The 12,533-nt window shown below is 66.7% G+C and carries 8 protein-coding genes; 6 read left to right on the top strand and 2 right to left on the bottom strand.

The window, feature by feature from the left end:
• The first annotated feature begins 4 nt into the window (after nucleotides 1-4).
• The 3 genes from nuoN to AC6LJ9_RS10775 all read left to right on the top strand — a co-directional run bounded on the left by nuoN (nucleotide 5) and on the right by AC6LJ9_RS10775 (nucleotide 4,404).
• Entirely contained in the window at nucleotides 5-1,492 is a 1,488-nt protein-coding gene (gene nuoN / locus AC6LJ9_RS10785; protein WP_212313970.1) for an NADH-quinone oxidoreductase subunit NuoN, read from the top strand.
• Nucleotides 1,493-1,505: 13 nt separating this feature from the next.
• The gene (locus AC6LJ9_RS10780) at nucleotides 1,506-1,835 is read left to right on the top strand and encodes a DUF2818 family protein (protein ID WP_498147530.1); all 330 of its coding nucleotides are present in this window, start codon (nucleotides 1,506-1,508) and stop codon (nucleotides 1,833-1,835) included.
• A gap of 298 nt (nucleotides 1,836-2,133) precedes the next feature.
• Nucleotides 2,134-4,404 carry a TonB-dependent receptor gene (locus AC6LJ9_RS10775; RefSeq protein WP_498147529.1) on the top strand — a complete coding sequence of 757 codons (2,271 nt, stop codon included), beginning with the start codon at nucleotides 2,134-2,136 and terminating at the stop codon, nucleotides 4,402-4,404.
• A gap of 138 nt (nucleotides 4,405-4,542) precedes the next feature.
• Here AC6LJ9_RS10775 and serB read toward each other — a convergent pair whose 3' ends face one another.
• Both serB and mfd read right to left on the bottom strand, forming a co-directional pair.
• Complete coding sequence (serB, locus tag AC6LJ9_RS10770; RefSeq protein ID WP_498147528.1) at nucleotides 4,543-5,400, bottom strand: phosphoserine phosphatase SerB; 858 nt, start codon at nucleotides 5,398-5,400, stop codon at nucleotides 4,543-4,545.
• 49 nt (nucleotides 5,401-5,449) lie between these two features.
• Nucleotides 5,450-8,914: a transcription-repair coupling factor gene (gene mfd, locus AC6LJ9_RS10765; protein WP_498147527.1), complete on the bottom strand. Its 3,465-nt coding sequence runs from the start codon at nucleotides 8,912-8,914 to the stop codon at nucleotides 5,450-5,452.
• A 47-nt stretch (nucleotides 8,915-8,961) separates the two neighbouring features.
• On the opposite strand from mfd, the gene ispD reads away from it, so the two are divergent.
• From ispD to AC6LJ9_RS10750, 3 genes are all read left to right on the top strand, one after another.
• Nucleotides 8,962-9,645: a 2-C-methyl-D-erythritol 4-phosphate cytidylyltransferase gene (ispD, locus tag AC6LJ9_RS10760; RefSeq protein WP_498147526.1), complete on the top strand. Its 684-nt coding sequence runs from the start codon at nucleotides 8,962-8,964 to the stop codon at nucleotides 9,643-9,645.
• On the top strand, nucleotides 9,642-10,139 hold the full coding sequence (gene ispF, locus AC6LJ9_RS10755) for a 2-C-methyl-D-erythritol 2,4-cyclodiphosphate synthase (protein WP_498147525.1): 498 nt from the start codon (nucleotides 9,642-9,644) through the stop codon (nucleotides 10,137-10,139). The genes ispD and ispF overlap by 4 nt, the downstream gene beginning before the upstream one ends.
• 137 nt (nucleotides 10,140-10,276) lie before the next feature.
• Complete coding sequence (locus AC6LJ9_RS10750; RefSeq protein WP_498147524.1) at nucleotides 10,277-12,472, top strand: DUF4344 domain-containing metallopeptidase; 2,196 nt, start codon at nucleotides 10,277-10,279, stop codon at nucleotides 12,470-12,472.
• Nucleotides 12,473-12,533: the final 61 nt, after the last annotated feature.

Raw genomic sequence — 12,533 nt, 5'->3', positions numbered from 1 at the left:
GACAATGATGCAATCCCAAATCGATTTCGCCCTGGCGACACCGGAAATCCTGCTGCTGGTTTTCGGCCTGGCCATCCTGCTCGTCGACGCGGTGAGCAATCACCCCGAGCGCAAGCCGACGTTCTGGCTGACCATGCTGGCGCTGGGCGTGCTGACCGTCGTGTCCGTCATGCAATGGAACGCCGGCGTCAAGGGCAAGACCTTCAACGGCCTGTACGTCACCGACGAACTGTCGCATCTGCTGAAGATCGCGTCCTACGTGGCCGTGGCCGTCACGCTGGTCTATGGCCGCGTCTACGCCCAGGTCCGCGACATGCTCAAGGGCGGTGAGCTCTACGTCCTGACGCTGTTCGCGCTGCTGGGCCAGATGGTCATGATTTCCTCCGGGAACCTGATCTCCATCTACCTCGGCCTGGAACTGATGTCGCTGGCCCTGTACGCGCTGATCGCGCTGCGCCGCGACAACGTCGTCGCCACCGAAGCCGCCATGAAGTACTTCGTGCTGGGCGCGCTGGCCTCGGGCTTCCTGCTGTACGGCATGTCGATGGTCTACGGCGCCACCGGCCACCTGGACCTGGCCGAAGTCGCCAAGGTCATCGCCGCCGGCAAGGCCGAGAAGATGGCGCTGGTGTTCGGCATCGTGTTCCTGGTGTCGGGCCTGGCCTTCAAGCTGGGCGCCGTGCCGTTCCACATGTGGGTGCCGGACGTCTACCAGGGTTCGCCGACGGCCGTCACGCTGATCCTGGGCGGCGCGCCCAAGCTGGCCGCCTTCGCGATCACGCTGCGCCTGCTGGTCGACGGCCTGCATGGGCTGGCCGCCGACTGGCAGCCGATGCTGATGATCCTGGCCGTGCTGTCGCTGGCCATCGGCAACCTGACCGCCATCGCGCAGACCAACTTCAAGCGCATGCTGGCCTACTCGACCATCTCGCACATGGGCTTCGTGCTGCTGGGCCTGATGTCGGGCACGGTCGCCGGCAAGCCGGACGCGTCGGCCGCCGCCTACGGCGCCTCGCTGTTCTACATGCTGACCTACGTGCTGACCACGCTGGCCAGCTTCGGCATCGTGCTGCTGCTGTCGCGCCAGGGTTTCGAGTGCGAGCACATCGATGACCTGAAGGGCCTGAACCGCCGCAGCCCGTGGCATGCCGCCATCGTGCTGCTGCTGATGTTCTCGCTGGCCGGCATCCCGCCGCTGGTGGGCTTCTATGCCAAGCTGGCCGTGCTGCAGGCGCTGGTGGGCGCGGGCCACGTCACGCTGGCCGTGATCGCCGTGGTGTTCTCGCTGATCGGCGCGTTCTACTACCTGCGCGTGGTCAAGGTCGTGTACTTCGACGAGCCGGCGGCCGACGCCGCCCCGATGGTTGCCTCCGCCGGCCAACGCGCGGTGCTGTCGGTGAACGGCCTGTTGATCCTGGTGCTGGGCATCCTGCCCGGCGGCCTGATGGCGCTGAGCGTCCAGGCCATCCGCAGCTCGCTGAACCTGCTGTAAGCGGACGGACCGGATGAACCAGACCCTGGCGGTATGGCTCCTGATCGCGCTGGCCCTGGTCAGCGCGAACCTGCCCTTCCTGACGGAGCGCGTGTTCGCCGTGCTGCCCTGGAAGCAGGCGGGGCAGGCGGCGGTCAAGCCGTTCTGGCTGCGCCTGGTCGAAGTGCTGGTGTTCTACCTGGTCGTGGGCGCGCTGGGCTTTGCCTTCGAGTCTACGCTGGGCAACCGCTTTTCCCAGACCTGGGAGTTCTACGCCATCACGCTGAGCCTGTTCCTGGTGCTGGCTTATCCGGGGTTTGTGTACCGGTATCTGTTCAAGCGGCATCCCAGGCTGCGGACGTGAGGCCGCGCCCGCGCATGCGGTAATGCAAGACGCCCCGGAAGGGGCGTTTTGCATTTTGGGCCCTGTCCAGACTACGCGGCCTGTCAACACGCATTCAGAATGGATGTGACCAAAAGGATGAGTGTGCGCATCACGCTATAAGTTTTTATATATAGCGAACGCCCGGCAACGAGTGTTGTTTTTCATGCGAACCCCAAGAAATCCATACATATTTCAGGAAACATTCAGCTTTCGAGTTCACAATCGCGGTCAATCAAAAAACAAGAATCGTTGTTATTCATATTCTGGAGAAGCCGCCTTGAAGCCCCAAGATTCGTATTCGCTGAATACGCTCGCCAGTTCGCTGGCCGCTGCTATCGCCATGCCGGCACTGTTCGTCAGCCCGCAGGCGGCGGCGCAGTCCAGCGGCGTGTCGCAGCTGGCGCCCGTGCGGGTGGAGGGCGAGGCGTCTTCCTACCAGACCAGCACTGCGCAATCGCCCAAGATGACGGCGCCGTTGCTGGATACGCCGCGCACCGTGCAGGTGGTGCCCAAGCAGGTGATCCAGGACCAGTCCGCCAGCACGCTGCAGGATGTGCTGCGCAACTCGCCGGGCATCACGTTTGGCGCCGGCGAAGGCGGCCGTCCGGGCGGCGATCTGCCCATCATCCGTGGCCAGAATTCGGCCGGCAGCATCTTCCTGGATGGCATCCGCGATGCCAGCACCCAGGTCCGCGACACGTTCAACCTGGAACAGGTGGAAGTGATCAAGGGACCGGACTCGGTCTACTCGGGCCGCGGCGGCGCTGGCGGCAGCATCAACATGGTCAGCAAAACGCCCAAGTCCACCAATTTCACCGAGGCGACGGCCCAGATCGGCACGGACAGCAATTACCGCGCGACCATCGACAGCAACTGGCGCCTGGATGAAAAAGCGGCGTTCCGCCTGAACGTGATGGGCAACAAGGGCGACGCGCCGGGGCGCGACGACGCCGTGGACTTCAAGCGCTGGGGCGTGGCGCCTTCGCTGACGCTGGGCGTGGGCACGCCGACGCGCATCACGCTGAGCTACTACCACTATCAAGACGACAGCATGCCCGACTATGCCATCCCGTATGACCCGAAAACGGGCAAGCCGGTGACGGAAAGCCGGGGAGTGAGTCGCAAGGCGTTCTATGGTCTGAAGGAACGCGACTTCATGAAGACGCGCGACGACGTGGCCACGGTCGATTTCCAGCACGACTTCTCGGACAAGCTGCAACTGCGCAGCGTGGTGCGGTATGGCCGCGGCACGACGGACTTCGCCGCCACCAACCCTGATGACAGCCGCGGCAACGTGCCCAATGGGCTGGTATACCGCTCGCTGAAGTCGGGCTACTACGTCACCAAGACATTCTCCAGCCAGACCGACCTGACTGGTGAATTCGAGACAGGCAGTCTGAAGCATGCGTTCGACCTGGGCCTGGAATTCAGCAACATCAAGCAGGACAAGGACGGCTACACCGAAACCGGCCTGGCCAACGGCACCAGCGGTTGCGTGACCGGCACGTCCAATGGCAAGAATGTCTATGCCAATCCCGCGCTGTGCACGTCCCTGTGGGATCCGGACCCCAGCGCCAGCTATCCCGGCCATCTGCAGCGTAATAACAATCCTGCCCGCTACAACACGGACACCGTCGCGCTCTACGCATTCGACACGATCAAGTTCAATGATCAGTGGCAGGCCAGCCTGGGCGCGCGCTGGGACAACTATCGGACCGGCGGCAGCAACATCGCCAAGGGCCGCAACGACCCGGCGAGCACCCCGGCGTTCTACAGCACCAGCCGCGAAGACAATCTGTTCAACTATCAGCTGGGCCTGGCCTACAAGCCGCTGCCCAACGGTACGATCTACGCGACCTACGGCACCTCTTCGACGCCGTCCGCCATCGCGGCCAGCGCGATCAGCGACGCGGCTTCGGTGACCAGCCAGTCGCTCGAGCCCGAGAAGAGCCGCAGCGTCGAGCTGGGTACCAAGTGGCAGGTATTCGATGATCGCCTGACGCTGTCGGGCGCGTTGTTCCAGGATATCCGCAAGAACACCAGCGTTGCTGTGTCGGCGACCGAGACCTCGCAGGTCGGCGAAGCCAAGGTCCGCGGCATCGAGCTGGGTTTCTCGGGCAGCATCACGCCCAGGTGGAACGTGTTCGGCGGCTACACCTTCATGCACAGCGAAATGACCAAGGGCGCCTATAACAGCGGCGCCGTCGGCCAGGACCTGCCCAACACGCCGCGCAACGCCTTCAGCCTGTGGTCCACCTACAAGGTGCTGCCGCAGCTGACCGTGGGTGGCGGCGCCTACTACGTGGACAAGGTGTACGGCAACTCGGACTCGACCAAGAACGCGGACGGTACGCCCAAGGCGCGCTGGGTGCCTTCGTACTGGCGCTTCGATGCCATGGCGGCCTACGAGTTCAACGATCACATCTCGGCGCAGCTGAACGTGCTGAACGTCTTCGACAAGACGTACTACACCAAGGCCTACGCGGCGCACTACGCGGCGCTGGGCACTGGCCGCGCGGCGCTGCTGTCGCTGCGTGTGAAGTACTAATCGCCAGCGCCATCCGAAAATGAAAAAGCCACCTCGCGGTGGCTTTTTCATTTTTGGGCCGCCCCAAGATGAAAATCCCCCTCTTGGGGGCAGCTAGCGCCCGCAGGGCGCGCGGCTCGGGGGGCATGGTGCAGGCGATCAGCCCTCGAACCAGTTCAACACCCCGTCCAGCCCCGACACGTTCAGCGCATAGCGCGTCTGCTCGCGCACCAGCGGCTTGGCGTGATAGGCCACCGGGAAGCCGGCCGCGCCCAGCATCTTCAGGTCATTGGCGCCGTCGCCCATGGCGATGGTCTGTTCCTTGGTGGCGTCGTGCTGGCGCGCGAACTCGCGCAGGTAGACGGCCTTGGCGTCGGCGTCCAGGATGTCGCCCAGCACGCGGCCGGTCAGCACGCCGTTGTCGATCTCCAGCGTGTTGGCGTGCGCGCTGTCCAGTTTCAGGCGTTCACGCAGCCGGTCGGTGAAGAAGGTGAAGCCGCCGGACACCAGCAGTACCTTGATGCCGGCGGCCTGGGCGGTGCCGATCAGCCGCTCGGCGCCCGGATTCAGGCGCAGCTTTTCCGCGTAGACCTGTTCCAGCGCATCGGCCGGCACGCCCTTGAGCAGGGCGACGCGGCGGCGCAGGCTTTCGGAGAAGTCCTTGATCTCGCCGCGCATGGCGGCCTCGGTGATCTCCGACACCTTGTCCTTGACGCCCGCCACGCCGGCGATCTCGTCGATGCACTCGATATTGATCAGCGTGGAGTCCATGTCCATGGCCAGCACCTTGCAGCTGGACAGCTTCAGGCCGGCGGGCAGGAAGGCGGTATCGATGCCCTTGCTTTCCCCCCAGGCGCGGACCTCGGCGCGGGTGGCGTCGTCGTGCTGCACGTCGAGCAGGCGGGCGGCGGTGGCGCTGATGCGTGCCACGCCCTGGGCCTGGGCCAGCGCGGCCAGCTGCTCCGCTTGGTCGACGGTCAGGGCCGGGGATTGGACGACGAGGTGATGAGTAGTCATAAGTTTGCGAATAAGGATCGGTGGCGTCTGCGCGCGGCGTAGCGGCAGCTTACTTCAGCGCGCGCAGCACCGCACGCACGGCATCGGCGCGCGCCGGGATCTGCTGCGCCTTGATCTCGACGCGCAGCTTGTCCTGGCCGGCCAGCTTGATGTGGCGCTGGCGTTGGACCAGCTCGATGATGCGGGCGGGATCCACCGGCGTCTTGGGGCCGAACTGCAGCAGCGCCTGCGTTTCGCTGGCATCGATCTTGACGATGCCCAGCGGCTGCGCCGCCAGCCGCAGGCGGTGCGTGGTCAGCAGGGTCTGTGCCGCTTCCGGCAGTTTGCCGAAGCGGTCGATCAGCTCTTCCTGGATCTGGATCAGGTCGTCTTCATCGGCCGCGTGCGCCAGGCGTTTATAGATGGCCAGGCGCGCGTGCACGTCGGCGCAATAGTCCGAGGGCAGCAGGGCGGGCGCATGCAGGTTGACCTCGCAGGCCAGGTTGAAGGGCGCGTCCAGGTCGGGTTCCTCGCCCGCGCGCAGCGCGCGCACGGCCTCGTTGAGCATCTCGTTGTACATGGAGAAGCCCACTTCCTGGATGTTGCCGGACTGCGAATCGCCCAGCACTTCGCCAGTGCCGCGGATCTCCAGGTCGTGCATGGCCAGGTAGAAGCCCGAGCCCAGCTCTTCCATGGCCTGGATCGCTTCCAGGCGCTTCTTGGCATTGCTGGTGATGGCGTCCTCGCCGGGCGTCAGCAGGTAGGCGTAGGCCTGGTGGTGCGAACGGCCCACGCGGCCGCGCAGCTGGTGCAGCTGGGCCAGGCCGAAGCGGTCGGCGCGGTGGATCACGATGGTGTTGGCGCTGGGCACGTCGATGCCGGTCTCGATGATGGTCGTGCACAGCAGCACGTTGTAGCGCTGCTGGTAGAAGCCCTTCATCACCTGCTCCAGCTCGCGCTCGGGCATCTGGCCATGGGCCACGGCGATGCGGGCCTCGGGCACCAGCTCTTCCAGCCGCGCGCGGCGGTTGTGGATGGTCTCGACCTCGTTGTGCAGGAAGTAGCACTGGCCGCCGCGCTTGAGTTCGCGCAAGAGCGCCTCGCGCAGCGTGCTGCCATCCTCGCGCCGCACGAAGGTCTTGATGGCCAGGCGCTTCTGCGGCGCGGTGGCGATCACGGAGAAATCGCGGATGCCTTCCAGCGACATGCCCAGCGTGCGCGGGATCGGCGTGGCGGTCAGCGTCAGCACGTCGACTTCGGCGCGCAGCGTCTTCAGCGCTTCCTTCTGGCGCACGCCGAAGCGGTGTTCCTCGTCGATGATGACCAGGCCCAGGCGCTTGAACTTCACGTCCTTGGACAGGATCTTGTGGGTGCCGATGACGATGTCCACGCGGCCGTCGTTGATGCCCTCGATGGCCGTGGCGACTTCCTTGGCCGAGCGGAAGCGCGACAGTTCCACCACGCGCACCGGCCAGTCGGCGAAGCGGTCCGAGAAGGTCTGGGCGTGCTGTTCGGCCAGCAGCGTGGTCGGGCATAGCAGCGCGACCTGCTTGCCGTTGGCCACGGCCAGGAAGGCGGCGCGCAGCGCCACTTCGGTCTTGCCGAAGCCCACGTCGCCGCAGACCAGCCGGTCCATGGGCCGGCCCGAGGTCATGTCGGCGATCACCGCCTGGATGGCGGCGGCCTGGTCGGCGGTTTCCTCGAAGCCGAAGCCCTCGGCGAAGGCCTCGTAGTCGTTGAGCGGCAGCTTGAAGGCATAGCCTTCGCGCGCGGCCCGCTGCGCGTACAGGGCCAGCAGCTCGGCGGCGGTGTCGCGCACCTGCTTGGCGGCCTTGCGGCGGGCCTTGTCCCACTGGCCGGAGCCCAGCTGGTGCAGCGGCGCGGCCTCGGGATCGGCGCCGCTGTAGCGGGCGATCACGTGCAGCTGCGACACCGGCACGTACAGCGTGCTGCCGTTGGCGTACTCGAGATGCAGGAACTCCATCTCGCCTTCGCCCATGTCCATGTTGACCAGGCCGTGATAGCGGCCGATGCCGTGCTGGGCGTGCACCACCGGATCGCCGGCGCGCAGCTCGGACAGGTCGCGCACCATGGCTTCGACGTTGCTGGCGCGCTCCTGGTCGCGCTTGCCGCGCCGTCCTGTCGTGGCCAGTCCGGGGTACAGATCGTTCTCGGTCAGGAAGGCCAGGCCGGCGCCGGGCAGGCCGAAGCCCGCGGACAGCGGCGCGGCGGCGATGCCGAAGTGCGCGTCCGAGGACAGGAAGGCCTCGATGCTGTCGGGCTGGGCGTCGGGCGTGACGCCGAACTCGTTGAGCATCTGCACCAGCGTTTCGCGGCGGCCGGCGGAATCGGCGCACAGGAGCAGGCGGTTCTGGCGTCCCTGGACCAGCGCGCGCAGCTTGGCGACGGGATCCTCGGCGCGGCGCGCCACGCTGACGTCGGGCGCGGCGCGGAAATCGGGATGCGGCTGGCCGGCGGTGAGCGCCAGGCGGCGGAAATCTCTCAGCTTGCCGTGCAGCGCCTCCGGGTCCAGGAACAGCGCCGACGGCGGCAGCACCGGGCGCTCGCGGTCGCTCTTGAGAAAGCCGTACCGGCTGGCCGTATCCTGGCCGAAGCGCTGCATGGCATCGTCGATGTCGCCCACGGTGACGGTGACCGTGTCATCGGCCAGATAGTCGAACAGCGTCGCGGTCTCGTCGAAGAACAGCGGCAGGTAGTATTCGACGCCGGCGAAGGGAATGCCGTTGCCGATGTCCTTGTAGGGCAGGGCGCGCGAAGGGTCGCCTTCGAACACCTCGCGAAAGCGCGCGCGGAAGCGATTGCGGGCGTCCTCGTCCATGGGGAACTCGCGGCCCGGCAGCAGGCGCACTTCACCCACCGGATACAGGCTGCGCTGGGTATCGACGTCGAAGCTGCGGATGGTCTCGATCTCGTCGTCGAAGAGGTCCAGCCGGTAGGGCAGGACCGAGCCCATCGGGAACAGATCGATCAGCCCGCCGCGCAGACAGAACTCGCCAGGCGCGGTGACCTGGGTGACGTGGTTGTAGTTCGCCAGCGTCAGCTGCGCGCGCAGCGCGGCCTCGTCCAGCCGGTCCTTCTGCTTGAACGAGAAGGTGTAGGCGGCCAGGAAGGAGGGCGGCGCGAGTCGGTACAGGGCGGTGGTGACCGGCACCGTCAGTACGTCCACGGATTTCGTCATCAGCGCGTGCAGCGTGTGCAGGCGCTCGGAGATCAGGTCCTGGTGCGGCGAGAAGGCGTCATACGGCAGCGTTTCCCAGTCGGGCAGCTGGCGCACCGACAGGTTGGGCGCGAACAGCTGGATTTCCTCGGCCAGCCTCTGTGCCTCCAGCGGCTCGGCCGTCAGGATGACCAGCGGGCCGCCGGCCTGGCGTGCCAGGTCGGCCAGCAGCCAGGCGTCGCCCGAGCCGGGCGGGCGCGGCTGCGCATGGCGTGCGCCGGTTTTCAGTGCGGATAGCGTAGCGGCGGTCGCGGGCACGGGCGGCGCCGCCGTGGCGGAGGTAGGGGAGGCGGGCATCTGGCTGGAAGCGGACATCAGGCGGAAGATTATAAAATCTTCGCACCATGTCTGACTCAATCATCGCCATCGTGCCCGCCGCGGGCGTCGGCGCCCGCGCCAGCCGGCCCGGCCAGGACGCCGTGCCCAAGCAATACCGGCCGCTGGGCGGCCAACCCATGCTGCGGCTGGCGGTCAGCGCCCTGCTGGCCGACTCGCGCATCGCCCAGGTGCGCGTGGCGGTGACGCCCGGTGACGGCTGGGTCGACGACGCGCTCACCGGGCTGCCGCGCACCGTATGGCGCGCCTGCGGCGGCGCCACGCGCGCCGATACCGTGGCCGGCGCGCTGGCCGACAGCGGCGCGGCCGACGATACCTGGGTGCTGGTGCATGACGCGGCCCGGCCCGGCCTGCCGGCCGAGGCGCTGGCGCGGCTGATCGACGCCTGCCTGGCAGATCCGGTGGGCGGCCTGCTGGCCCTGCCGGTGGCGGACACGGTCAAGGGCGGCCACGAGCGCGTCGAGCGCACGCTGGACCGCAACGGCCTGTGGCTGGCCCAGACGCCGCAGATGTTCCGCGCCGGCGCGCTGCGCGACGCCCTGACGGCGGCGGCGGTGGCGGGCGTGGCGGTGACCGACGAGGCGTCGGCCATCGAGGCCGCGGGCTATGCGCCCAGGCTGGTGCCGGGTTCCCTGCGCAATTTCAAGGTGACCTGGCCGGACGATTTCGAACTGATGGAAAAATGGTTATGAGCATTCCTTTCCGCGTCGGCCAGGGCTTCGACGTGCACGCGCTGGTCGAAGGCCGGCCCCTCATCATCGGCGGCGTGACGATCCCGCACACGCAGGGGCTGCTGGGGCATTCCGACGCCGACGTGCTGCTGCACGCCGTGATCGACGCGCTGCTGGGCGCGGCCGGGCTGGGCGACATCGGACGCCACTTTCCCGACACCGATCCGGCCTTCAAGGGCGCCGACAGCCGCAAGCTGCTGCGCGAGGCCATGGCGCGCGTGCGCCAGGCCGGCTGGGCGCCGGTGAACATCGACGCCACCGTGCATGCGCAGGCGCCGAAGATCGGCCCGCACGCCGCGGCCATGGCGGCGAACATCGCGGCCGATACCGGCCTGGCCGTCACCGAGGTCAACATCAAGGCCAAGACCAACGAGGGACTGGGCTATCTGGGCCGCAAGGAAGGCATCGCGGCGACGGTCGTGGCGCTGCTGGCGCGGGTGGATGCGCAGGCGTAGCGGCACACGCGACAAGCGACATCCGCCACGGTTCCCGCATGGCGTTTGTTTTGATACATCTTTAACAAATGAATAAGCGGGCCGCATCAATCTGGAATATTCTGCGCTACTCAAATTTGACTACTTAGAGACTCCGGATGCGTCTACGCGGCATCGCTCTGCTTTCCATCGTGGGCGCTTTCAGCACGCCCGCCCTTGCCCAATACCAGCAGCAGCTCGGCCCGCTGGCCGGCGCGGTCCAGCAGCAGATGCTGCAGGGCTGGACCGCTGGCGTGGAGGATGGCTGGTTCACACTGAGCAACACTTCGACGCCGGGCAGCGAACAGACGCTGTACATGAACGTCGGGCCGGCGCCGGAGTCTGGCCGAGTGACCGATGTGAATGTGGTGGTCAAGTCGCCGAATCCCAAGGCTTCGATCGGCGTGGTGTTGAACAATCGCGCCAACAAGAGCCTGTGCCTGCTTGAACTGACGGCCGACAAGAACACGCTCCTGTTCTGCCTGCAGGGCGACAAGCGTCGCGACATCGCCTCGGTGCCGAATGTCGCCAAGCTGGATGGCTCCGACCGCATCCGCGTGGTCGAATTGCCTGGCGCGGCGCGCTTCATCGTCAACGGCCAGAAGATCGGCGATGTCAGGGACGAACCCGCGACCGGTTCGCAGATCGGCATCATGGCCTATGACGTCGGCACCTTCGGCATTGCCGACTTCGCCGTCACGGCGGGCGAGGCCGATGCCAAGCCGGCGCCGGCCGCGGGCGGCCTGCCCGCGCGCGGTGGTGGCGGCGGGAGTGGCGGCAGCGGTGGCGGCGCGGCGGGCAACCCGCCCAGGCAGCAAGGCGGCGCCGATTCGCCCTTGCGGGGCGAGGGCCCGTATCCGCGCTTTGGCGGCGACAACATGCGCATCGTGTCGGTGTACGTCGGCATCATGCGCAGCATCTTCCTGCACGAATTCGGCCACGCGCTGATCGGCGAACTGGAGCTGCCCTCGACCGGCGCCGAAGAGGACGCGGTCGACATCTACGCAGCGCTGAAGATCGTCGAGCCGACCATGTACCCGTCGGACAACCAGGATGTGAACACCATGGTCAAGGAGGGCGCGATCTACGCCGCCTTGCAGTGGTATTACAGCGGCAAGCTGGCCGAGAACCGCGGCGCGTCGTCCGGTTCGGCCTGGCAGGACGAGCACACGGGCGACCTGAAGCGCTTCCGCAACATGCTGTGCATCATGTACGGCGGCAACCCCGGCGTGTTCGAGTCCGTGACCAAGAGCGTCGGCCTGGAGGATCGCACCAAGGCGCGTTGCGCGGACGAGTTCAACAAGCAGAACCGCGCCTGGCACAAGATCCTGGCGCCGCATACCCGCGTGGGCACCTGGTCGCCCGAGGGCCTGCAGCCGGCCAACGCGCCCGGCGCGCCCGTGAACGTGGTGTTCGAGCCGTCGCGTCGCAAGATCGGCAACCTGTTCGCCGAGACGCTGGCCCAGCCGATCGGCGACAACATCAAGCTGCTGGGCCAGACCTATGTGCTGCCGCGGCCGGTGAACGTGGTCTTCAAGGACTGCGGCAAGCTGAACGCCTGGTACAGCCCGCGCGAAGGCTCGATCACGATGTGCTACGAGCTGATCGAGAACATCGCGGTGATGATTTCTGACATCGAGATGGGCACCGTCAACGGCGAGGTCGTGCCCAACAAGGGCGGCTCGGCGCCGGGCGCGCCGCAGCGGCAGCCGGGTCAAGGCCAAGGTCAAGGTCAAGGCCAAGGTCAAGGCCAAGGTCAAGGCCAAGGTCAAGGTCAAGGTCAAGGTCAAGGGCAGGGCCAGGGTCAAGGCCAGGGTCAAGGTCAAGGTCAAGGCCAGGGACAGCCGCCGGGTTCCATCGATGAACTCAAGGACATGGGCGTGCCGCCCACGACCATGCTGTTCACGGCGCCTTACAAGGGGCCGACGCCCAACAAGATCTATCGCGCGCAGATCATCACCACCGGGGATCTGGTGTCGCTGTTGAAGAAGGACAAGAACCTCATCCTCGTCGACACCAGCGGCTTGAAGGACACGCTGCCCATCGGCTATTCGCTGCCCGACGCCGGTTCGGACGGCAGCGTGACGGACGGCCTGCAAGCCGATCTGGATGCCTGGTTGATGAAGAAGACCGGTGGCAAGCGCGACCAGCCCATCGTGTTCCTGGGCGCGGGCATGAATGACCGCTCGTCCTACAACGCGGCGCTGCGCGCCGGCACGCTGGGCTGGACCGTCTACTGGTATCGCGGCGGCGTCGAGACCTGGGTGGCCTACGGCCTGCCGACTACCTCGACCATGCCGCCCAAGAACCAGTGATCCGTCGACGGCGCCGTGCGGCATCGGCGCAAGCGCAATAAAAAACCCGCCTGCATCATGC

It is taken from the genome of Achromobacter sp. 1011811831 (genome assembly GCF_059760905.1).
This window is presented reverse-complemented; position numbering and strand designations above follow the sequence as displayed.

Coding starts and splice junctions, on each gene's coding strand:
- AC6LJ9_RS10780 (WP_498147530.1), top strand. CDS start 1,506: ATGAACCAGACCCTGGCGGTATGGCTCCTGATCGCGCTGGCCCTGGTC.
- serB (WP_498147528.1), bottom strand. CDS start 5,400: ATGACTACTCATCACCTCGTCGTCCAATCCCCGGCCCTGACCGTCGAC.
- ispF (WP_498147525.1), top strand. CDS start 9,642: ATGAGCATTCCTTTCCGCGTCGGCCAGGGCTTCGACGTGCACGCGCTG.
- AC6LJ9_RS10750 (WP_498147524.1), top strand. CDS start 10,277: ATGCGTCTACGCGGCATCGCTCTGCTTTCCATCGTGGGCGCTTTCAGC.
- ispD (WP_498147526.1), top strand. CDS start 8,962: ATGTCTGACTCAATCATCGCCATCGTGCCCGCCGCGGGCGTCGGCGCC.
- nuoN (WP_212313970.1), top strand. CDS start 5: ATGATGCAATCCCAAATCGATTTCGCCCTGGCGACACCGGAAATCCTG.
- mfd (WP_498147527.1), bottom strand. CDS start 8,914: ATGCCCGCCTCCCCTACCTCCGCCACGGCGGCGCCGCCCGTGCCCGCG.